This window comes from Martinezella sp. CNPSo 3890, assembly GCF_057784455.1.
The window spans coordinates 195,902-216,179 of the sequence record NZ_JBXSOR010000010.1; the positions used below are offsets into that span (position 1 = coordinate 195,902).

The 20,278-nt window shown below is 60.1% G+C and carries 23 protein-coding genes; 4 read left to right on the forward strand and 19 right to left on the reverse strand.

The annotated features are described in order from the left end of the window. Positions 1–4: 4 nt before the first annotated feature. The 10 genes from ftsH to ybgC form a co-directional block, all read right to left on the reverse strand. Positions 5–1,948 carry an ATP-dependent zinc metalloprotease FtsH gene (gene ftsH / locus AC13RC_RS22460; RefSeq protein WP_113330342.1) on the reverse strand — a complete coding sequence of 648 codons (1,944 nt, stop codon included), beginning with the start codon at positions 1,946–1,948 and terminating at the stop codon, positions 5–7. Positions 1,949–2,064: 116 nt separating this feature from the next. After that, positions 2,065–3,390: a tRNA lysidine(34) synthetase TilS gene (gene tilS, locus AC13RC_RS22465; RefSeq protein WP_488558443.1), complete on the reverse strand. Its 1,326-nt coding sequence runs from the start codon at positions 3,388–3,390 to the stop codon at positions 2,065–2,067. A gap of 5 nt (positions 3,391–3,395) precedes the next feature. Then, positions 3,396–4,403, reverse strand: coding sequence for a tol-pal system protein YbgF (gene ybgF / locus AC13RC_RS22470; protein WP_113330344.1), 1,008 nt, complete (start codon positions 4,401–4,403; stop codon positions 3,396–3,398). Between the two features lie 161 nt (positions 4,404–4,564). Then, positions 4,565–5,098, reverse strand: a complete 534-nt coding sequence (pal, locus tag AC13RC_RS22475) for a peptidoglycan-associated lipoprotein Pal (protein ID WP_069611823.1) — start codon at positions 5,096–5,098, stop codon at positions 4,565–4,567. 153 nt (positions 5,099–5,251) lie between these two features. Beyond that, on the reverse strand, positions 5,252–6,556 hold the full coding sequence (tolB, locus tag AC13RC_RS22480) for a Tol-Pal system beta propeller repeat protein TolB (RefSeq protein WP_069611824.1): 1,305 nt from the start codon (positions 6,554–6,556) through the stop codon (positions 5,252–5,254). Positions 6,557–6,584: 28 nt separating this feature from the next. Then, positions 6,585–6,914 (reverse strand): hypothetical protein, encoded by a 330-nt coding sequence (locus AC13RC_RS22485; RefSeq protein WP_488558444.1) that lies wholly within the window; start codon positions 6,912–6,914, stop codon positions 6,585–6,587. 86 nt (positions 6,915–7,000) lie between these two features. Beyond that, positions 7,001–8,224: a hypothetical protein gene (locus AC13RC_RS22490; RefSeq protein ID WP_112720710.1), complete on the reverse strand. Its 1,224-nt coding sequence runs from the start codon at positions 8,222–8,224 to the stop codon at positions 7,001–7,003. A 9-nt stretch (positions 8,225–8,233) separates the two neighbouring features. Then, complete coding sequence (tolR, locus tag AC13RC_RS22495; RefSeq protein ID WP_069611827.1) at positions 8,234–8,692, reverse strand: protein TolR; 459 nt, start codon at positions 8,690–8,692, stop codon at positions 8,234–8,236. 27 nt (positions 8,693–8,719) lie between these two features. Then, a complete protein-coding gene (gene tolQ / locus AC13RC_RS22500; RefSeq protein ID WP_047629119.1) occupies positions 8,720–9,442 on the reverse strand; it encodes a protein TolQ in 723 nt (240 codons plus the stop codon). Between the two features lie 416 nt (positions 9,443–9,858). Then, on the reverse strand, positions 9,859–10,314 hold the full coding sequence (gene ybgC / locus AC13RC_RS22505) for a tol-pal system-associated acyl-CoA thioesterase (protein WP_069611881.1): 456 nt from the start codon (positions 10,312–10,314) through the stop codon (positions 9,859–9,861). 135 nt (positions 10,315–10,449) lie between these two features. Here ybgC and AC13RC_RS22510 point away from each other — a divergent pair, with 135 nt between their 5' ends. From AC13RC_RS22510 to AC13RC_RS22520, 3 genes are read left to right on the forward strand one after another with little or no spacing between them, the layout of a single operon-like run. Beyond that, positions 10,450–11,670, forward strand: coding sequence for an NAD-dependent epimerase/dehydratase family protein (locus AC13RC_RS22510; protein WP_488558445.1), 1,221 nt, complete (start codon positions 10,450–10,452; stop codon positions 11,668–11,670). After that, entirely contained in the window at positions 11,670–12,533 is an 864-nt protein-coding gene (locus tag AC13RC_RS22515) for a glycosyltransferase (RefSeq protein ID WP_488558470.1), read from the forward strand. The genes AC13RC_RS22510 and AC13RC_RS22515 overlap by 1 nt, the downstream gene beginning before the upstream one ends. Further along, a complete protein-coding gene (locus AC13RC_RS22520) occupies positions 12,530–13,483 on the forward strand; it encodes an NAD-dependent epimerase/dehydratase family protein (RefSeq protein ID WP_488558446.1) in 954 nt (317 codons plus the stop codon). The genes AC13RC_RS22515 and AC13RC_RS22520 overlap by 4 nt, the downstream gene beginning before the upstream one ends. On the opposite strand, the gene AC13RC_RS22525 is transcribed toward AC13RC_RS22520, so the two are convergent. From AC13RC_RS22525 to ruvC, 8 genes are all read right to left on the reverse strand, one after another. Further along, a complete protein-coding gene (locus AC13RC_RS22525; RefSeq protein ID WP_488558447.1) occupies positions 13,428–13,991 on the reverse strand; it encodes a DinB family protein in 564 nt (187 codons plus the stop codon). The genes AC13RC_RS22520 and AC13RC_RS22525 overlap by 56 nt on opposite strands. A 12-nt stretch (positions 13,992–14,003) precedes the next feature. Then, complete coding sequence (locus AC13RC_RS22530) at positions 14,004–14,513, reverse strand: NUDIX hydrolase (RefSeq protein WP_186449433.1); 510 nt, start codon at positions 14,511–14,513, stop codon at positions 14,004–14,006. A 5-nt stretch (positions 14,514–14,518) separates the two neighbouring features. Beyond that, complete coding sequence (locus tag AC13RC_RS22535) at positions 14,519–15,421, reverse strand: metallophosphoesterase (protein ID WP_113395230.1); 903 nt, start codon at positions 15,419–15,421, stop codon at positions 14,519–14,521. Next, complete coding sequence (gene ruvB / locus AC13RC_RS22540) at positions 15,422–16,462, reverse strand: Holliday junction branch migration DNA helicase RuvB (protein ID WP_113250509.1); 1,041 nt, start codon at positions 16,460–16,462, stop codon at positions 15,422–15,424. Positions 16,463–16,615: 153 nt separating this feature from the next. Then, entirely contained in the window at positions 16,616–17,230 is a 615-nt protein-coding gene (gene ruvA / locus AC13RC_RS22545) for a Holliday junction branch migration protein RuvA (RefSeq protein ID WP_488558448.1), read from the reverse strand. Positions 17,231–17,242: 12 nt separating this feature from the next. Next, entirely contained in the window at positions 17,243–17,656 is a 414-nt protein-coding gene (locus AC13RC_RS22550; RefSeq protein ID WP_113330351.1) for a type II toxin-antitoxin system VapC family toxin, read from the reverse strand. A 2-nt stretch (positions 17,657–17,658) separates the two neighbouring features. Further along, positions 17,659–17,910 (reverse strand): AbrB/MazE/SpoVT family DNA-binding domain-containing protein, encoded by a 252-nt coding sequence (locus tag AC13RC_RS22555; RefSeq protein ID WP_069611835.1) that lies wholly within the window; start codon positions 17,908–17,910, stop codon positions 17,659–17,661. 60 nt (positions 17,911–17,970) lie between these two features. After that, on the reverse strand, positions 17,971–18,483 hold the full coding sequence (gene ruvC / locus AC13RC_RS22560) for a crossover junction endodeoxyribonuclease RuvC (RefSeq protein ID WP_015340996.1): 513 nt from the start codon (positions 18,481–18,483) through the stop codon (positions 17,971–17,973). A gap of 190 nt (positions 18,484–18,673) precedes the next feature. On the opposite strand from ruvC, the gene AC13RC_RS22565 reads away from it, so the two are divergent. After that, positions 18,674–19,672 carry an LLM class flavin-dependent oxidoreductase gene (locus tag AC13RC_RS22565; RefSeq protein WP_488558449.1) on the forward strand — a complete coding sequence of 333 codons (999 nt, stop codon included), beginning with the start codon at positions 18,674–18,676 and terminating at the stop codon, positions 19,670–19,672. 63 nt (positions 19,673–19,735) lie between these two features. On the opposite strand, the gene AC13RC_RS22570 is transcribed toward AC13RC_RS22565, so the two are convergent. Next, positions 19,736–20,173 carry a DoxX family protein gene (locus AC13RC_RS22570; RefSeq protein ID WP_488558450.1) on the reverse strand — a complete coding sequence of 146 codons (438 nt, stop codon included), beginning with the start codon at positions 20,171–20,173 and terminating at the stop codon, positions 19,736–19,738. Positions 20,174–20,278 lie beyond the last annotated feature (105 nt).

Sequence of the window (20,278 nt, forward strand, 5' to 3'; positions counted from 1 at the left end):
GCCTTTAGCGCGGCTGTGGTTCGAAACCGCCTTCGGGTTCATCGCCCTTGGCACCGACTGAACCGTCCTTCTTGGCGCCGGTCTTCGGCACGGCCGAACCACGGCTCGGCGGCGTATCGTCACCGAGGTCGCGCGCCGGCTTTTCGCCGCGGATCAGCGCCTTGATTTCCTCGCCCGTCAACGTCTCATATTCGAGCAGGCCTTCCGCCAGTGCGACGAACTCATCGTGCTTGGAGGTGAGGATATCCTTGGCCTGCTGATAGGCTTGGTCGATCAGACGGCGAACCTCGTTATCGATCTTCTGAGCCGTTGCTTCCGAAACGTTCTTGGATTGCGAAACGGAGTGGCCGAGGAAGACTTCCTGTTGGTTCTCGCCATAGGCGACCTGGCCGAGCTCGTCGGAGAAACCCCACTGCGTGACCATCGCACGGGCAAGCTTGGTCGCCTGCTCGATATCGGAGGATGCGCCGGAGGTGATGTTCTCCTTGCCGAAGGTCAGCTCCTCGGCAACGCGGCCGCCCATCATGATGCAGAGGCGCGACACCATCCACTTGTAGCTCATCGAGTAGCGGTCGCCCTCGGGGAGCTGCATGACCATGCCAAGCGCACGGCCGCGCGGAATGATCGTCGCCTTGTGCAGCGGATCTGCGACAGCGACATTAAGCGCCGTAATCGCGTGACCGGCTTCGTGATAGGCGGTGAGCTTCTTTTCCGCCTCGGTCATGGCCGAAGAGCGGCGCTCGGCGCCCATCATAATCTTGTCCTTGGCGTCTTCGAATTCCTGCATCGTCACCAGTCGCTTGTTGCGGCGGGCGGCCATAAGAGCGGCTTCGTTGACGAGGTTCATCAGATCCGCACCGGAGAAACCGGGCGTACCGCGGGCGAGCGTCTTGAGATCGACATTCGGAGCCAGCGGCACGTTGCGGGCGTGAACCTTGAGGATGCGCTCGCGGCCGACGATATCCGGGTTCGGCACCACAACCTGGCGGTCGAAACGGCCCGGACGCAGCAGCGCGGGGTCGAGAACGTCGGGACGGTTGGTCGCGGCGATCAGGATGATGCCTTCATTGGCTTCAAAGCCGTCCATCTCGACCAGCAGCTGGTTGAGCGTCTGTTCGCGTTCGTCGTTGCCACCGCCGAGACCGGCACCACGATGACGGCCGACGGCATCGATTTCGTCGATGAAGATGATGCAAGGCGCATTCTTCTTGGCCTGCTCGAACATGTCACGGACACGGCTTGCACCGACGCCGACGAACATTTCGACGAAGTCGGAACCGGAAATGGTGAAGAACGGCACATTGGCTTCGCCGGCGATGGCGCGCGCCAGAAGCGTCTTACCGGTACCGGGAGGCCCGACGAGCAGAACGCCGCGCGGGATACGACCGCCGAGGCGCTGGAACTTCTGCGGATCGCGCAGGAATTCGACGATTTCTTCCAGATCCTGCTTGGCTTCGTCGACACCGGCGACGTCATCGAAGGTGACGCGGCCATGCGCCTCCGTCAGAAGCTTTGCCTTCGACTTGCCAAAGCCCATGGCGCCGCGCGAGCCGCCCTGCATCTGCCGCATGAAGAACAGCCAGACGCCGAGGATCAGGAGCATCGGCAGCAGCGTGCCGAGATAGCTCAGGAAGCTCGAGGAGCCATCCGATTCCGGACGGCCGACGATGTTGACGTTCTTGCTTTGCAGGCGTTCAAGCAGGCTGTCATCCACGACCGGAGCATAGGTCTGGAAGGGCGTGCCGTTTTCGACATAGCTGCCGACAACGCGGTTGCCCGTGACGGTCACGTCACGAACACGACCGGAATCAACTTCCCGGAGGAACTGCGAATACGGTATTTCCCTGGAGCCTGTTTGTGCCGGCGCGTTCTGAAACATGCTGAACAGGGCAATCAACAGCAGAGCTATGATTGCCCACAGAGCGAAATTACGAAAATTAGGGTTCATCGAACTCCCCAGCACTGAAACTTCCGCCGCTTGAGCGACGGCATTACTTGATCCCTAACATAGGGTTGCGCCAAGCCCTTGCCAAGGCAAACCGCATCGCCGCATGTTTTTTCCGTCTATAGGGCCGAAAGCGGCAGCCGCATATAGGCTTCGCGGCCAAAGGCCGCAGAAAGGCGATTGGCGAATGTGAGGTCAAATCGTGTCAAAAAGCGGTCGAAGGGCGCAAGATAGGGCACAACCGTCACCGCTGCCGCCTTTGCCTCCCCTTCCATCGCCGCGAGCGGCATCGCCGCCCGGGCGCGCAGCACCACGCCCTTCGGCATAGTCGCCGGAAAAATCATCATATTTTCCGTGCCTGCTGCGACGATCCGAACCGGGGCCTTGCCCGAATTACTGATCTCGAAACGACCGTCCCAAATGCCTTTCTCGCCCGGCAACAGCCTCAGCGGCGCGATATTGCGGCTTTCCCGCATAAGATAGAGTCCATCGCGCCTGAGGTCGAACACCACGCCGCCGGCCGTACGTCGACCGGGGCTGGCACCGTTCACAAATTCGAGAACGCGCTCCATTTGCACATGTCCAGGCGCATACGCCTTACCGCCAAAGACGGCGGCAAGATAGGAAAGCGCATAAGCGACAGCTGCCCGATCCGCCGAAAGTCCGGCTCGATCGATGACACAAGACGCCTGTGCGTGAATTGTGACCCAATCATCGAGCCATGCAGCCGCTCTCTTGGAAAGAGCTGCGCGATCGGCGCTGCCATCCACAGGCACACCTGCCATCGGCTCCGCTTGGAGATCTCTGCGCGTACGCACACGCTCGTATTTTATATCCTCATTGCTTGGGTCGTCGAACCAGGATAGGCCTTGCGTCTTGAGAAAAGCCCTGATATCCGCCCGCCGACAGGCGAGAAACGGCCTGACGATCCAGATACGCCGATCGAACAAGACCGCATCGGCAATGCCTGTGCCATGACCGCCCTGCCCGCGGCGCGCGCTGCGCATCGCCATCGTCTCGCGCTGATCATCAAGCGTATGGGCTGTTACGATCACATCGGCCGAAACATCGGAGGCCAGGCCTGCGAGCAATCCGTAGCGCGCTTCGCGCGCAGCCGCCATGATGCCGGTCTCGGGCTTTTCCCCCTCCCAGCGGCGGACGAAATGCGAAATGCTGCGCGAAGCACAGAATGCCGCAACCTCGCGCGCCTCATCTGCTGCTGCGGCGCGCAGACCATGATCGATGGTCGCAGCGCTCAGAGTAATATCTTTGTGAGGATGAGATTTCAGCCGCTCGGCAAGGGCAATCAGAAGCCCGGTGGAATCACTGCCGCCGGAAACGGCGACCAGAACATGAGCAGGCTTCGAAAGAGAATGAAGAAATTCCGTCGCGGCGGCTTCGGGCATCAGGACTGTGGCACCGCTGGTCACAGCGTCAATGGGCATGGCAATCAGCAGGCAAGCCGCTTCTCTTCGCTGGCAACCTTGCCGGTCACAGCCTTGGAGGCCTTGGGATAACGCTTGGTCACTTCGCGAAGCGTGGCGCAGGCCGTGTCCTTGTTGTCGAGCGCCGCAAGCGACATGCCGAGCTTCAGCAGCATTTCGGGCGCCTTTTCGGAGGTGCTATATTTCTGATGCGCATTCAGAAAAGTCTTGGCGGCCTCGTTATACTTGCCTTGTGAATAAAGCGCTTCGCCGAGCCAGAAATTCGCATCCGCAGCCCGGGAGCTGCTCGGGTAGCTGTCGAGATACTGACGGAACTCCTGTTCGGCGACGCTATAGTCGCCGGACAGGACATGACCGTAGGCAGCCTTGTATTGGTCGTTCTCGCTGCCGAGCGAAGCCGTCTGCGAGCCGGAGCCCGCGCTTGGCGGCGCGCCCGAACCATTGTTGGCCCCCGTCATCGAGGAACCGATCTGATCGCCGCTCTGGTCGAACTGGATAGAGCCAAGCTGGCTCGGCGGCTTGCCACCGCCGGCGCCGCGCGGCGCGGCGCTGCCGTTCTGCGAATCGGTGATGACGCCGGCAATATCGTCCTGCTGGCCGCCGCTCTGGGCAGGCGCGTCGGCCTCACTCTTCTTCATCGTTCCACCGGCAGCCGGCGCAGCACCGCCGCCGCGCTTTTCAAGCTGCTGGAAGCGGAATTCATTGTCTTCCTGCGCCTTGCGGATCGTCTCCTGCATCTGCAACAGCTGATAGCTCATTTCCTCGACACGGCCATTCAGCTGGCGCATCTGGTCCTCAAGTTGCTGCAGGCGAACTTCGGCATCGCTGTTTTGAACGTTGATGACCGGCGCCTGGCCGTATTGTGCTTGTCTTTGGGAATTGCCGGAAGCCGATTGCGCGGAAGCCTCGCGGCCCCCGAGATGGATTCCGAACAACGACAAGGCAGAAGCATCGCGTTCGCTGCCCACGACGGCAGCGAGACAAAGCATGCTCGCCACGACAAGTTTTTTCATATGGATCTTCCTGTCCTATTGATTCTTCGGGCCGGAGGGCTCGAACAGGAGATTTTTACAATTGCTCTCAAAAAGCAACGGAGTTCGGCCAAAGTGTGGTCAAAAAAGTAAAGGCGGCCAGGAGGCCGCCTTTTGCATTTCGATCGCTCTTTCTTCGCCTATCAGGAGCCGGCGCCGTTGAGCACGGTGACAGCGCGGCGGTTCTGCGACCAGCAGGATTCGTTGTCGCAAGTAGCGACCGGGCGCTCCTTGCCGTAGGAAATCGTCTTCATGCGGTTCGCGGGAACACCGCGCGAAGCGAGGTAGTTTTTCGCAGCTGCTGCGCGACGTGCGCCAAGAGCAAGGTTGTACTCGCGCGTGCCGGTCTCGTCGGCATGACCTTCGACCGTGATGGAGTAGTTCGGATAACGGGCGAGCCACTGGGCCTGACGATCGAGCGTCTGGGCAGCTTCGGAGCTGATGGAGGAGCTATCAACAACGAAGAAAACGCGGTCGCCGACATTGACCGTGAAGTCCTGCGGCGAGCCCGGAGTAGCATTGCCGGCACCGTTCAGGCCAAGACCGTTGGCATCGTTCGGCAAACCCTTCTTGGAAGCGCAGCCAGCCAGAGAAAGGCCGACGAAAAGCGCGATCATGATCGGGTTGCGTGCGAGGTTTTGCATGTGGCCAACGGCCTGGGTTGCGGTACGGCTCATGGCCGGTCTCTCCTATAAGTCTCTATCAGGGTTGCCAGACTGTAACCGGGTTCGGTTAATCCGATTCCAACAAGTATGGTTAATGATGTCCTAAAATTGTCGCCAAACGGTCCAGTCACAGGACTTTGCGGCGATAAAGTGGCGAGCCCTTCATTACTCGAGAAGCGGCGACCATGCCGGGTCAGAAGCGAAGCCCGGCGTCGGGATCTTCTGTTCGTTATAACCGGTCAGGTCGATCGAATAAATTTGCGGCCCGCTTGCGCCGGACGGCGCGCGGAAGAACATGATGACGCGGCCGTTCGGCGCCCAGGTCGGTCCCTCACTGTAGGAGCCGGAGGTCAGGATTCGCTCGCCGGAACCGTCCGGCTTCATGACACCGATGGAAAAATTGCCGCCGGCACGCTTGGTGAAGGCGATGAGATCGCCGCGCGGCGACCAGACCGGCGTGGAGTAGGAGCCGTTACCGAACGAGATGCGGCGCTGATTGGAGCCATCGGCATTCATGACATAGATTTGCGGCTGTCCACCGCGGTCGCTTTCGAAGGCGACCTGCGTGCCGTCGGGCGAATAGGACGGCGAGGTATCGATCGCGGCCGTCGACGTCAGGCGTGTCGTGGTGCGCGAGCGCAGGTCCATCGTGTAGATATTGGCATTGCCTTCCTGCTGCAGACTCATGATCACGCGCTGCCCGTCCGGCGAGAAGCGCGGGGAGAAGGTCATGCCGGGGAAGTTGCCGACCAGTTCGCGCTGGCCCGTCTGCAGCTGCAGCAGATAGACGCGCGGCTGCTGGTTGGCGAAGGACATGTAGGTCACTTCCTGCCGGTTCGGCGAGAAGCGCGGCGTCAGCACGAGGTCACTGCCGTCGGTCAGCATGCGCACATTGGCGCCGTCCTGGTCCATGATGCCGAGCTGCGTCTTTCGGGCCGTCTTCGGACCGCTTTCGGCGACGAAAACGACGCGGGTATCGAAATAGCCCTTTTCGCCGGTGATCTTCTGATAGATCGCATCGGCGATGATATGCGCGACACGGCGCCAGTTATCCGGCTGGGCGAAGAACTGCTGGCCGATCATCTGGCTGTTGCCGAACGTATCCCAGAGGCGGAATTCGGCGCGAAGGCGGCCGCCTTCCTGCGTGACGCGACCGGTCACCAGAGCCTGCGCGTTGATCGAGGTCCAGTCCTGGAAGCGCGGGGTCGAATCCGGGTTGGTGATCTTCTCGATGAAGGCCTGCTTGTTGATCGGAGCGAACAGTCCGGAGCGCTGCAGGTCGGCGGCGATCACGCTCGAGATCTGCGGGCCGAGCGTATCATTCGACAGAAGGTCTGTGATAGCGATCGGCATGGGCTGGACGTTGCCCTTGTTGATGTTGAGCTCGACCACGGCATAGGCCGGAGTGGATGCCACAGCCATCAGGCCTGCTAGCACCAGCAGGAGACGAACGAGGGAGTTTCTGATCATATGTATCAAGCCTTTCAGCATTAATTCGTCAGAGAGCCGGTTCGAAGTTGAGGGTGACTTCTTTCCAGTCGTCATAGTGATCTGTTGGCAGATTCTTGAACGGGGCAGCCCGGAGCACGGCTCGCATCGCGCTTGCCGCGATGGCTTGCTGTGTCGCCTTGGGACCGCCGGTTGCGGTAACCTTTGGCTCGCCCGCGATTTCTCCGCTTCGGCTGAGCTTGAAATGCACATGGACGCGGACATGCTTCGCTCCCTCCAGGCCAGGAGCGACATTCCAGTTTCTCGCGACGGCGTAGCGAATACTGTCCCTGGTCGAATTTTCATGCGGCTGCGTAGGACTTGCAGCCTGCACCGACATGGAACTAGCCAACATCATCCCCAAAGCCGCAAGCAAGCTCATGCCGAGACGGGGACAGTGGTTCGTCAAAAGCCGCACTCCCCGCATCACATCCCCAGATCCGCTGCGCTGAAATTGACGACGACTTCCTGCCAATCCTCATATTTGTCCGCCGGAAGAATCGTCATGAACTCCGATTGCGCGCGAAGAACCGCGCGTACAGCGGCAGATTGCATGGCACCTTGTGTCGAAGCCGGTCCGCCATTCGTCGTGGCTTCCGGCTGACCGACGATCTGTCCGGATTTGTCGAGCTTGAAGTGCACCTTGATTCGCACGTCGCCAGCGCCTTCAAGGCCGGGTGGGAGGTTCCAGTATTTCTGAATCAGATCGCGCAAACCGTCCTGCTGGCTCTGGCTGAGCTTTCCGGCGCCAAGCGACTTCTTGCCGCCAAGCGAAGCGACCTGGGTATCGGCGCCTGCGGAAGCCTGCTGCGATGAGCGCTTCGCGCCGCCTTTCGACGAGGTGTTGTTGAGAAGATCGTTGATCTGATCGGCGAGACCATCGTCAAGGCCCTTGCTGGAGGCCTTTGGCGTCTGGCGCTTCTTGTCGGCGTCCTTCTTGCCGTCGTCTGCCGAGGTGGTCTTGCTTGTGCTCTGCGTCGTCGTCTTGTCCGTCGGCTTGGCGTCGGCGACCTTCACGTCCGGCTTCGGCGTCGGCTTTACTTCCGGCTTCGGCTCGGCAGCCTTCGGCGGCGTCGGCTGCGGCTTCACATCCGGCACGGGGACGTTGTTTGGCAGCTGAATTTCAGCTTGTTCCGTCGGCTGCGGCGTCGGCGGGGTCGGCGTGGCGTCGGCCTTCGGGGTCGGCGGCGTGGGATCGGGCTTCGGCGTCGGCACTACATCCGGCTTCTGCTGCGGAATGGCGGCCACTTCCTTGGGCGCGGCTTCGGTATCCTTCTGTTCGATCGTCTTGACGTCGTTCGGCTTCGGATCGTCCTGCGGAACGGGCGCATCCACCTTCTTCGGCGCCAGGGCCGCAGTCTCGCTCTCCGGCCTTTGCGTCGGCACGACCGGGTTCTTGATATCGACTTTGTTCTCGCCGGTATTCTGGGCGTTGGCGACCTGATCCTGCTTGGTCGTCGGCTTGCGTGCGGCGTGATCCGTCACCGGCGCCTTCTTTTCGCCCTGCTGCAGCTGATCCGCCGTCACGATATCGACATCCATCGCCGTGCTTTCCGGCGTCTCAAGCGGCGCCGGCGCACTCAGCGTCACCATGGCGCCGATCAGCACCAGGATGTGAATGACAGCAGAGGTAGCAAGACTGCGCTTCATGTCGGTTCGTCAGTGGTCCGTTATCTGCTGCGTAACCAGGCCGATATTCTTGTAACCGGCTTCCTGGATACGCGACATGACGTCGGCGATCACGCCGTAGGGCGCCTTGCCGTCGCCACGCACGAAAATGCGTTCGTTGTAGCCCGTGGTCGCGATCGCCTGCAGCTTGGCGGCGATTTCGGCGACGTCGATCTGCGTTTCCTGCAGGAACACCTGGCCATCTGCCTTGATCGAGATGGTGATGGGCTGGGTCTGGGCGTTCAGCGCGCCCGCCTGCGTTTGCGGCAGGTCGATCGGCACGCCCGACGTCATCATCGGCGCCGCCACCATGAAGATGATCAGCAGCACGAGCATGACGTCGACCAGCGGCGTCACGTTGATATCGGCGATCGGGCCGCCCCGGCCGCCGCCGCGACGACCGCCTCGGCGGCCACCGCCGCCACCCTTGCCTCCAACAGACATTGCCATGTGAATTACTCCGGTTCTGTCCGCTACTTACTGTGCTGCCTGACGCGGCTGCAGCTTCTCATCGATCTGACGCGAAAGAATGGCGGAGAATTCATCCGCAAAACCTTCCATGCGCCCCGAGAGCTTGCCGGCATCGGCCGAGAACTTGTTGTAGGCGATAACCGCGGGAATAGCCGCGACCAGACCGATGGCGGTCGCGAGCAGCGCTTCGGCGATACCCGGCGCAACAACCGCAAGGTTGGTCGACTTCGAACCGGCGATCGCCTGGAACGAGGTCATGATACCGACGACGGTGCCGAAGAGACCGATGAACGGGCCGGCCGAACCGATGGTGGCAAGCGAACCCAGGCGGGCGACCAGATGTTCCGATTCACGCGCGAGCGTCACGTCCATGGCGCGGTCGATACGCATCTGCAGGCCGATCGGCGAACGGGCGCCGCGCTCGAAGGATTTCTTCCATTCGCGCATGGCCGCGACGAAGATGGCGCTGAGGCCCGTATTGTTGCGCTCCGAAAGCGTGCGGTAGAGTTCTTCGAGCGACTGGCCAGACCAGAAGACCTGCTCGAAATGATCGAACTGCCGGCGTGCCCGCGCGTAGCTCAGATATTTGTCGATGACGATCGCCCAGGTCCATACGGACGCTGCCAGCAGGCCGATCATAACGAGCTTGACCACCAGGCCCGCCTGCATGAAGAGCGACCAGAGGGTGATGTCCGGTGTGGTGGCCGCTGCCAGTGCTACTTGTTCCATTGATCCAAAATCCCCGAATCCAAACGCCCGGCGCTAGACCGGGCGGCTAAAAGTGATCTCACAAGAATTGTTTGGCAGCCGCCGCTGAACGCCCTGGTCAAGCCTTCCAAGCTTACAACTGCCTTCTTGCCGTCAAATTTGGTCAAAGGAAGGCGTGCACCGCACAAACTCCGACATAACCAGTAAGACACTATTATGGTTAAAAGAATGTTAGCGTCGAAACATGAAGGATTTAACGGCGGCGAAGGTTATTCTAACTCCAGGGAAGAACTGACCGGACGAAACCGGCGGCAAACGCAGACAAATCTTGCGCGGCGAATTCCTTCACATAAAACTCAAGTTATTGCAAGCTGCCAGTTGTCAATCACCGTCGGCCCTCGACGAGACTGTCGTCACTGATCAAGGAGAACTTGAGTTCAACCGGCACTTTCCGATGCGGTCAGCATCTGTGCCGCCAGCTTTTCCGGCAGCCGGCGCGGGCGCCCCTTGGCGTTGATGACAGCGATGATGACCTTAGCTGCTATCAGCAGCATATCGTCGCGCCGGATCTCCTGGGACAGCACCATCTTGGCGCCGCCAGCCTTTTCGGTGACGGTCCGGATCGTCAGCACGTCATCCATGCGCGCCGGCCCCTTGAAATCGATCTCCATGCGATGGACGACAAAAACCAGCCCCTCCTCGTCGGCATTCAGGAGTTCACGCTGTTCCACGCCGAGACAACGCAGATAGTCCGTGCGTCCCCGCTCGAGGAAATGAAGGTAGCGCGCGTGATAGACGAGCCCGGAAAAATCCGTATCCTCGTAGTAGACTCGCTGCACCAGCCGGTGGCTTCCGGCTTCCAGTTCCCCAGCAATCAGAAAGGGGCTGTTCATCGTTGCCGCATCTCCTTGAATGTCCGGCACCTCTTTGGCCGAAGTTCTGCCATCAAGCAAGCTTTGAACAATTGTCATAAACTCCGACTATCCGGAATCGCACCGGCTAGCGGATCGGCATGGAAGGAAGATCCTATGAAAATTGCGGTTATGGGCGGTGACGGATTCATCGGTTGGCCAACCTCTCTTCACCTCTCCGACGCCGGTCATGAGATCCATATCCTCGACAATCTTTCCCGCCGATGGATCGATACCGAGCTGGGTGTCCAGTCGCTGACGCCGATGGATTCGATTCAGGAACGCACCCGCATATGGCACGCCGAAACTGGCCGCCGGATCCATTTCCACCTGATCGATTTGGCCAAGGACTATGAGCTCCTGAAGAAGTGGCTGGCCGAGCATCGCCCCGATGCCATCGTGCATTTCGCCGAGCAGCGCGCCGCCCCCTATTCGATGAAGAGCGACCGGCACAAGAACTACACGGTCAACAACAACGTCAACGCCACGCATAATCTCCTGAACGCGCTCGTCGAGCTCAACCTCGACTCGCATCTCGTGCATCTCGGCACGATGGGCGTCTATGGCTATTCGACGATCGGCGCCGCTATCCCCGAAGGCTATCTACCGGTCGGCATCGAGACGACCGATGGCCGCACCGTCAGCCAGGAGATCCTCTATCCGGCCAATCCTGGCTCCATCTACCATATGACGAAGTGCCTCGATCAGCTGCTCTTTCAGTTTTATGCCAAGAATGACGGGCTGAGGATTACCGATCTGCATCAGGGCATCGTCTGGGGGACCCATACGGAGCAGACGCGCCGTCACGAACAATTGATCAACCGTTTCGACTATGACGGCGACTATGGAACGGTGCTCAACCGCTTCCTCATCCAGGCGGCGATCGGCTATCCCCTAACCGTGCACGGCACCGGCGGCCAGACCCGCGCCTTCATCCATATCCAGGACTCGGTGCGCTGCATCGAACTGGCGCTAAAGAACCCGCCGGCCCGCGGCGCCCGCGTGGAAATCTTCAACCAGATGACGGAAACGCATCGGGTGCGCGATCTCGCCGAGATGATCGCCAAGATGAGCGGCGCGGAAATCGTGCGCCTACCCAATCCGCGCAAGGAAGCTCCGGAGAACGAGCTGATCGTCAAGAACGACAAATTCCTCGATCTCGGCCTTGCGCCGATTACACTCGAGGCGGGTCTTCTCGGCGAAATCGTTGATGTCGCCAGGAAATATGCCTATCGCGTCGACCGCTCGCGCGTCCCGGCCATCTCCGCCTGGACCAAGGATCTCGCCGCGACGGTCAACCATGATCCCGAAGGCAAGAGGTTGAAATCCGTGTCATGATGCCGGGTAGCGAAATGCTGCAGGGATTGCGCCCGCAAACCCGGCCCCGCGCCGGCCAAGCGTTTGTGACGCTCGTCACGAATGCTGATTATGCCATGGGTGCCGTTGCGCTGGCGCGCTCGATCGTCCACAGCGGCACCAAGGCCGATATCGTCGTGCTGCATACGGAAGGGGTTAGCGAAAACGACCTCGCCCCATTGGCAGCACTCGACTGCCGGCTGGTGGAAGTCGAGCATCTTCCCTTGTCGGATGCCTTCAACGAGCGGCATGCCCGCGGCAACCTGCACACCGCCGCCCCCTTTACCAAGGGTCGCAAGCCTTCCTTCCACACGCCGCTCGACAATTTCTGCAAACTGCGGCTCTGGCAGCTGATCGAATATGACACTTGTGTCTTCATCGATGCAGATGCTCTGGTGCTGCGCAATGTCGACAGGCTCTTCGACTATCCGGAATTTTCGGCAGCACCGAATGTCTACGAAAGCCTTGCCGATTTCCATCGGTTGAATTCCGGCGTCTTCGTCGCCAAGCCGTCGCTTGCGACCTTTCGGCACATGCTGGAACGGCTCGATCGCCCCGACGTCTTCTGGCGGCGCACGGACCAGACCTTTCTCGAGGCCTTCTTCCCGGATTGGCACGGACTGCCGATCTTCATGAACATGCTGCAATATGTCTGGTTCAGCATGCCTGAGCTCTGGAACTGGAACAGCATCTCGATCCTGCACTATCAATATGAAAAGCCCTGGGAGGAAAACCATCCCAAGGCCGAGCAGCTGAGACCGCTGATCGAGCTGTGGCATAGCTTCCATACCGGCCGGAGCCTGCCCGATATCGCCACACTTACAAATCCGCAGGCCGCGGCATGAAGGTCCTCATCTCGGGCGGAACAGGCCTCGTCGGCCGATACATCGCCGAAGAGCTGCTATCAGCCGGATACAAGGTTGCGATCGGCGGGCGCAATCCGCCTCCATCGGGCCTCTTTTCTCAGCCCGTCTCTTTCGTCCCCTTGAGCCTTGATCCAACGGGAAATCAGAGCGGCGCTTTCGACGATGCCTATTTTTTTGTGCACGCTGCCTTTAGCCATGTCGCCGGTAAATATCGCGGTGGCGAAGGGGAAGATCCGGAAGGCTTTCGCCGGCTCAATCTCAATGGGACGGTTAAGTTATTCGAGACGGCGCGGAAGGCCGGCATTCGTCGCTGCATCTTTCTCTCCTCCCGCGCCGTCTATGGAGACGGGATTTCCGGAGAGGAGCTGACCGAGGCGATCAAGCCGATGCCAAACACGCTCTACGGCGAGGTGAAGCGCGACGCCGAACACGCACTTTTTTCTCTGTCCGCACCCGGTTTCATAACCGCGAGCTTGAGGGCGACGGGCGTCTATGGTGACCTGCGGCCCAATAAATGGGATGACCTGTTCGACGATTATCTGGATGGCAAGCCGGTTCCTTTCCGGTCAGGAACCGAGGTTCACGGCCGCGACCTCGGTCGTGCGGTTCGTCTTCTGCTGGAAACAGAAGCCGGCCGCATGGACGGTGAGGCCTTCAACTTGTCGGATATTCTGACCGACACGCGCGAGATCCTTAGCCATCTCCAGACAGCAACCGGCTGTCCGCACGCGCCGCCGGCGCCAGCGGAGCGCGGCGCAGTCAACGTCATGGATACGTCAAAAATCCAAGCCCTTGGCTGGCAAGGCGGCGGAAAGGCCCTGCTCAAACAAACAATAGAGACACTGGCTAAATCGGCGCACCAAAAGGCCTGTATCAACGCATCAGCTTCGTTTCGTCCCAACCAAGCGCTGCCAATTCATCGCCCCTGAAGCGCGCATCGTCTGAAACGATGAACTCGTCGAGCTGGGGCGGCGCGACGCTGGTTCCAGCGAGCATCGCATGCACCTGCCCGCGATGATGCGTCTGATGCTGGAACAGATGGTTCAGCACATCGTCCGCCCTCTCGCGCTGGATGCGGCCGTCGCGTTGGATATCGATGATCCGCATCGCAGTCTCCGGCGTCAGCACCTCGCAGAACGCGACCAGCCTGCGATCGACATCGGCCTGTTCCTGGCTCAGCTCGTCCAGCCGATCATAGGGCTCCTCGATGTCAAAAGCTTTGAGGCCCAGAGTCCCGCCTTCCAGCGCATCGACATAGAACCAATCCACCGTCAGGATATGATTGAGGGTTGCCTTGATCGACGGAAAGAAGCTGACGCGCTTGGCCTCGAATTCGCCGGGCCGCAGGGCCGCACAGGCACGATGCAGCCGGACATTCGCCAATGCGCTGTTATAGGCAAGCTTGCGAAAGCTGCGAACCGGATCGAAAGCGGACATAAAGCCTCCTCCTCAAGCCTTGTCGAGATCACCATCCCGCCAGACAAGATGGCGAGACATCAGCGGCAGGTTTTCGATTTCTTCGGCGATGAAGTAGGGTGGGATATCGAGCGCCACCAGCGCTTCCCGTGTCGCTCGCACCCATTTGAACTCCAGCTCATCAGCGCCATCCTGGATCCGATGCACGATCTTCGCAGGATCGAAGGGAAAATCCGCCGGAATCTCCATCAGGTAGTAGAGGCCGAGCTCATGCCAATCCATCTCTTCGTAATGGAAGAAATTCTCGACCGACCAGAGCAGACGCCCGACCGTAACGTTAACGCCGATCTCTTCCATCATCTCACGCCGCAGGGTCTCCTCCGAGGTCTCGCCGATCTCCGCCCGACCGCCCGGAAAGGTCCAAAACGTCTCATGCACGGCGCGATGCACCAAGACATGGCCGTCGCGAAATCCAAGCCCCGCGATGCGCATCTGGAAGCGCTGGGAACCGGCATTCAATCTGATGAGCTTGCGTTTCGACATCATCCCTATCCCACGTCGATCACGACGATTTCAGGCGGCACGCCGAAGCGTACCGGCGCGATGGAGCAGCCAAGGCCGCCGGACACGATAATATGGCGCTCCTCCTCGACGATATGGCCATAAACATACCGGTCACCGTAACGCGAGGGCGAATAAGGCGACCAGCCGAAAATCCTCACCTGCCCGCCATGCGTATGCCCCGACAAAGTGAGCGAGACACGCTGGGGAACGGCAGGAAAGATATCGGGCTCATGGGCGAGAAGGATGACCGGTGCGTCGTCGCCGATCTGCGCCATCGTGCCGCCGAGATCGTCCAGTCCTTTGGTAAGCGGCCTCTTCCAGCGCATGCTGCGGCGCAAGGCCAACTGGTCCTCGACGCCGGCAAGCCAGAAGCCTTGTCCATTCTTCTCCAGGCGCGCCGCGCGATTGGAATAGACTTCAATACCGACAGCTTCCAATGCCCGATGGCTGAATGTCGGGCCATGACCGGTTCTTTGCGCAGTCGAATCATGCCACCAGTCGTGATTGCCGATGATAGCATGGACACCGAGCGGCGCCTTCAGCTTCGCAAGCTCTGCCGCCCAGACGCGATGATCGACACGGCTGGTAATGAGATCTGTTCCTGACGTGTAATCGCCGAGCAGCAAGATGATGTCGCCACCAAGCTCATTGGCGCGGGCACAGATCGATGCGATGCGCTCGGCATTCATCCACGGCTCGCACGCATGGAAATCGGCGAGTGCAACGATTCTGAGTTTCAATCCGGAGGTCCATCCCGGTGGGGTCAGCGCATAGCGGGTGACGTTGAGACGAACGACCGGCTCGTATCCGAGGGCATATCCCCCGAGTGCCATCAATCCGAATATGCTGCCGCCGAAAAGCTTCAGGAAGGCACGACGGCCGAGCATTCAATCTTCCTCCCGGAACAACCCGAACTGCGCGGCCTCCAAATCCTTGGGCGGCTGCATGCCGAGATGTTTCCAGGCAATCGCGGTCAAAACACGGCCGCGCGGTGTACGCTGAATAAAGCCCTGCTGGATCATATAGGGCTCGATAATATCCTCGATGGCATCCCGCGGCTCGGAAAGCCCGGCTGCAATAGTTTCGATACCGACAGGCCCGCCGCCAAAATTGACCGCGATCATATTGAGGTAGCGCTTGTCGAGCTGGTCGAAACCAACATTATCAACGAGAAGCCGGGTCAAGGCCTCGTCGGCAATCTCGCGCGTCACCGCTTCGACCTTGGCGACTTCGGCAAAATCGCGCACGCGACGCAGCAAGCGGCCGGCAATGCGCGGCGTGCCGCGAGCGCGTCTTGCAATCTCGCGCGCGCCCTCGTCGGTCATACCGAGGCCCATCAGCCTGGCACCGCGCCGAACGATCAGCTCCAGCTCCTCCACCGTATAGAAGCTCAACCGCACCGGAATGCCGAAACGGTCGCGCAGCGGCGTTGTCAGCAGGCCGAGGCGGGTAGTCGCGGCGACCAGCGTGAACTTGGCGAGATCGATCTTCACCGAACGCGCCGCCGGGCCCTCGCCGATGATCAGATCGAGCTGGAAATCCTCCATCGCCGGGTAAAGAATTTCCTCGACAGCCGGATTGAGACGATGGATTTCGTCGATGAAGAGCACGTCCCGCTCTTCGAGATTGGTGAGCAGCGCCGCAAGATCACCCGCCTTGGCGATGACCGGACCGGACGTCGAGCGGAAATTGACGCCGAGTTCCTTTGCCATGATCTGCGCCAGCGTCGTCTTGCCGAGGCCGGGCGGGCCGACGAACAGGACATGATCCAGCGCCTCGCCGCGCCCCTTGGCCGCTTCGATGAAGACCTTCAGATTGGCGCGCGCTTCCGCCTGGCCGGTAAACTCGTCCAGCGATTGCGGCCTGAGCGTCGCATCGATGTCTTCGCCCCGCTTTTCCGGCGATATCAGACGTGCGGCTTCACTCATGTCAGAGGTTCCATTCCCGGTATGCGTTTCGCAGGTCCCGCGCCGAAGGCAGCATTCGTTCTGCCGCACTCAAAATAGTCTTCGACAACAAAGCACCCCATGTCGATCTCCCGACTTTGCGACAATAGTCAGGATTGCGGAAGGTGCAAAGCCTCACCGCGACAGTTCCTTCAAGCCGAGGCGGATCAGCTTTGCGCTGTCGGCGCCCTCACCGGCCGTTTTCATCGCCGCGGCAATGGCGTTGGCGGCCTGATCGCGGGAATAGCCGAGATTGGTGAGCGCCGAAACCGCGTCGGCAACGGGTGCTGCGGCAACACCCTCTCCAAGCTCCTGCTTGAGCCCGATATTGGCGACATCACCGGCAAAGGCGGGTGCCTTGTTCTTCAGTTCCGTCACGATGCGCATGGCAACCTTCGGACCGACACCCGGCGCCCGCGAAACGGCGGCGCGATCCTGCAAGGCGATCGCATTGGCCAGCTCGGCCGGCGTCAGCGTCGACAGCAGCGCCAGCGCCACCTTCGCGCCCACACCCTGAACCGTCTGCACGATATTGAACCACTCGCGTTCCAGCGCCGTCATAAAGCCGAAAAGGCGGATCTGGTCTTCGCGCACATAGGTCTCGATGAAGAGAATGCAGGCCTCGCCGATGGAACCGAGCTTCGACAGCGTCCGGGCCGAGCAATAGGCGACGTAGCAGACGCCGTGCACGTCCACGAGCACATAGTCCTCGCCGATCTCTTCGATTGTGCCTTTCAGCTTGCCGATCATGGATAATGTCCGTCAGGGATGGGTTTCTGGGGTGATGAGGTCGAGGGAGGGGAAGTAGGAGCGGTAGCCCTTGGGATCTCGCGTCAATATAGAGTAGCCCCGCACTGCAGCGTGTGCTCCGATCAGAAAGTCTGGAAGAATGTGCTCTTTCCCACCGCCAGCCTGGCGATAGACCCTAAAAGCCGCCGCTGCGGCGAATGCTGCTGGCCAGGGAAGGCTTTCACGGCGAAATTCACTTTGCGGCAGCAGCTCATCCACTTGATCCATGCTGCTATAACGCACCGAGAATTCCGCATAGATGATGGGATTGATAACCACCGGTCCTCGCTTGAAAGCGGAAAGAACCTGCCCACTGGACCAGCCGTGCCAGGCTGAACCAGATATCGCCAGGTCAACCAACACATTTGTGTCGACGATGGTGACCATGCCTACCGGTCACGCGTCATCGACATCAGCGCTTCGGCGTCGATATCCTGATCACCGGTGCCTTCCAGGCGCTTGAGGGTAGCCATGAACCGATCGAGCCGCTGCCGATCCTCGATCTCTCGCTTGCCGTTCTTGGGCGAGACAACCAGCTTTCCATCCTCGATGGAGAATATGACCTCGCTATTGAGCTCTATGCCAGCCAACTGACGCAAGTCGCGGGGGATGGTCACCTGTCCTTTGGATGTCACACGCATTCTTACTCTCCAATTACAGAGTAAGAATTATCATTACCATAAGAACAAGTCAAGAACATACTATCCTGCCAACGCCGCCTGCCGCAGCCGGCTGGCACCGCGGTTGTGGGCATGACAGACAGCGATGGCGAGCGCATCCGCGGCGTCATTACCCTTGAACTCGACCTTGGGCATCAGGATCTTCAGCATCATGTGGATCTGCTGCTTTTCGCCATGGCCGACGCCAATGACGGCCTTCTTGACCGCATTTGGCGCATATTCCGACACCGGCAGGCCGGCGCGTGCCGGCACCAGCATGACGACGCCACGCGCCTGGCCGAGCTTCAGCGTCGCCACCGCATCCTTGTTGACGAAAGTCTGTTCGACGGCAGCCTCATCCGGCTTGTAGCTGTGAACGACATCAGCGAGCCCGTCATGAAGCTGGCAAAGGCGGGATGCGAGATCCATATCGCCATCCGAGGTCACGGTCCCCGACGCCACGAAGCGCAGGGAATTGCCAAGCGTATCGATGATACCCCAGCCGGTGCGGCGCAAGCCCGGATCGATGCCGATGATGCGAATCGTATTCTGCATGGGTCACCCTATCTTTCAGGCCTCACATGTGCCAGCAAAATGTGAACAAAACAAAAACAAGGCCTGGATTGGGTTGCCAGAGCCGCGCTGCAAACATCGTGACGAAATTGCGGCGTCAGGGTTTGGAATGAGGAACTCGCGCTCCTACATGTGTTAGCGACCCTCCCTTCCACCACGCAGGTTTCTTGCCATGGTCCCCTTTTCCATCCTCGATCTTTCGCCCGTTGCCGAAGGCAGCACCATCAGCCAGTCCTTCGAGAGTTCGAAGCGCATGGCGCAGAAGGCGGAAGAACTTGGTTACAACCGATTCTGGCTCGCCGAGCATCACGGCATGCCGGGTGTCGCCAGCGCCGCGACATCGGTCGTCATCGGCCATGTCGGCGCGGCAACCTCGCGCATCCGCATCGGTTCGGGCGGCGTCATGCTGCCGAACCATTCGCCGCTCGTCATTGCCGAACAGTTCGGCACGCTGGAGGCCCTGTTCCCCGGCCGCGTCGATCTTGGCCTTGGGCGCGCACCGGGCACCGACATGCGCACCGCGCAAGCCCTGCGGCGGAATATCGAGGCCGGCGCGCAGAGCTTCCCGCAGGACATCGTCGAACTACAGCATCTCTTCAGCCCAGCCGACGACAACCAGATCATCCTCGCCGTTCCCGGCCATGGCGCCAACATCCCTATCTGGCTGCTCGGGTCCAGCCTCTACAGCGCCCATCTCGCCGCCATGCTCGGTCTCCCCTACGCCTTCGCCTCGCATTTTGCACCGGAAGCCCTGATGGACGCCATCGCCATCTATCGCGAGCGCTTCACGCCTTCGGCCACATTGGACAAGCCCTATGTCATGGTCGGCGCGATGGGTGCTGTGGCGGATACGGATGACGAGGCGCAATATCACTTCACCTCCGCACAGCAGCAATTCGTCAATCTCCGCCGCAACGTGCGTGGCCCCTTCCCGCGCCCACGCAGCGACATGGACGATTTCTGGACGCCGATGGAAAAACTGAATGTGGAAAATACGCTGCGCTATGCCGTCGTCGGTTCGCCGGCGACAGCGGAGGCGAAGCTTTCACAGTTCATCAAGGACACGGAAGCCGATGAAGTCATCATTTCGATGCCGATCCATGACATCGAGGCGCGCTTGAAGTCGGTAGAGCTGTTCGCATCGCTTCCCAGCTTTAAGAAGGTCTCCTGACTTTCAGGCAGACTACGCGGTGAGCCGATCTCATATACGCGGCTCACCGGGTGCTCGATATGCTCAGGCCACCAGCCTCGTCTTCCAATGACGCCGGATGAGCATGTCGAGCGACAGCTTGCCGGCGCCGGCGACGATCAGGGCAAACATACCGCCCGCGATCGCCAGATCCTTTTCGAAATGCAGCAATTCGTTGTGGCTGACGAAGTTCGTGTGAAAGAGCATTGCCGTCAACAAGCAGAACAGGCCCAAACCGAATGCCGCCAGGCGGGTCATCAACCCGAACGCAATGGCAAACCCGGCGCCAAGTTGCAGCACGATGGTTGCAATCGCGATGGGAGCCGTGACGCCAAGCTTGGCCATGGCCTCCAATGCAACGTCAAAATTGCTGGCAAGTTCGATACCCTCTTCCAGAAAGAGCAGCGATAAGAGGATACGGCCGAACAGCAGCGCCATATCGGCGAAGTTGACCAGAATGGCATTCTCCTCTTCAAATTCCATGACCTTTCTCCTTCCCGTGATAAGTTCACCGAAGCTCCGATCATCTCCGGCAGCACCTCCAAGACATGGTCAAAGGGAAATGCCGCCGGAACGATGGAGATCGGG

Bases quoted from the DNA above. Each gene is read 5' to 3' on its own strand.
- ftsH (WP_113330342.1), bottom strand. From the start codon at position 1,948: ATGAACCCTAATTTTCGTAATTTCGCTCTGTGGGCAATCATAGCTCTG.
- tilS (WP_488558443.1), bottom strand. From the start codon at position 3,390: ATGCCCATTGACGCTGTGACCAGCGGTGCCACAGTCCTGATGCCCGAA.
- ybgF (WP_113330344.1), bottom strand. From the start codon at position 4,403: ATGAAAAAACTTGTCGTGGCGAGCATGCTTTGTCTCGCTGCCGTCGTG.
- pal (WP_069611823.1), bottom strand. From the start codon at position 5,098: ATGAGCCGTACCGCAACCCAGGCCGTTGGCCACATGCAAAACCTCGCA.
- tolB (WP_069611824.1), bottom strand. From the start codon at position 6,556: ATGATCAGAAACTCCCTCGTTCGTCTCCTGCTGGTGCTAGCAGGCCTG.
- AC13RC_RS22485 (WP_488558444.1), bottom strand. From the start codon at position 6,914: ATGTCGGTGCAGGCTGCAAGTCCTACGCAGCCGCATGAAAATTCGACC.
- AC13RC_RS22490 (WP_112720710.1), bottom strand. From the start codon at position 8,224: ATGAAGCGCAGTCTTGCTACCTCTGCTGTCATTCACATCCTGGTGCTG.
- tolR (WP_069611827.1), bottom strand. From the start codon at position 8,692: ATGGCAATGTCTGTTGGAGGCAAGGGTGGCGGCGGTGGCCGCCGAGGC.
- tolQ (WP_047629119.1), bottom strand. From the start codon at position 9,442: ATGGAACAAGTAGCACTGGCAGCGGCCACCACACCGGACATCACCCTC.
- ybgC (WP_069611881.1), bottom strand. From the start codon at position 10,314: ATGAACAGCCCCTTTCTGATTGCTGGGGAACTGGAAGCCGGAAGCCAC.
- AC13RC_RS22510 (WP_488558445.1), top strand. From the start codon at position 10,450: ATGAAAATTGCGGTTATGGGCGGTGACGGATTCATCGGTTGGCCAACC.
- AC13RC_RS22515 (WP_488558470.1), top strand. From the start codon at position 11,670: ATGCCGGGTAGCGAAATGCTGCAGGGATTGCGCCCGCAAACCCGGCCC.
- AC13RC_RS22520 (WP_488558446.1), top strand. From the start codon at position 12,530: ATGAAGGTCCTCATCTCGGGCGGAACAGGCCTCGTCGGCCGATACATC.
- AC13RC_RS22525 (WP_488558447.1), bottom strand. From the start codon at position 13,991: ATGTCCGCTTTCGATCCGGTTCGCAGCTTTCGCAAGCTTGCCTATAAC.
- AC13RC_RS22530 (WP_186449433.1), bottom strand. From the start codon at position 14,513: ATGTCGAAACGCAAGCTCATCAGATTGAATGCCGGTTCCCAGCGCTTC.
- AC13RC_RS22535 (WP_113395230.1), bottom strand. From the start codon at position 15,421: ATGCTCGGCCGTCGTGCCTTCCTGAAGCTTTTCGGCGGCAGCATATTC.
- ruvB (WP_113250509.1), bottom strand. From the start codon at position 16,462: ATGAGTGAAGCCGCACGTCTGATATCGCCGGAAAAGCGGGGCGAAGAC.
- ruvA (WP_488558448.1), bottom strand. From the start codon at position 17,230: ATGATCGGCAAGCTGAAAGGCACAATCGAAGAGATCGGCGAGGACTAT.
- AC13RC_RS22550 (WP_113330351.1), bottom strand. From the start codon at position 17,656: ATGGTCACCATCGTCGACACAAATGTGTTGGTTGACCTGGCGATATCT.
- AC13RC_RS22555 (WP_069611835.1), bottom strand. From the start codon at position 17,910: ATGCGTGTGACATCCAAAGGACAGGTGACCATCCCCCGCGACTTGCGT.
- ruvC (WP_015340996.1), bottom strand. From the start codon at position 18,483: ATGCAGAATACGATTCGCATCATCGGCATCGATCCGGGCTTGCGCCGC.
- AC13RC_RS22565 (WP_488558449.1), top strand. From the start codon at position 18,674: ATGGTCCCCTTTTCCATCCTCGATCTTTCGCCCGTTGCCGAAGGCAGC.
- AC13RC_RS22570 (WP_488558450.1), bottom strand. From the start codon at position 20,173: ATGGAATTTGAAGAGGAGAATGCCATTCTGGTCAACTTCGCCGATATG.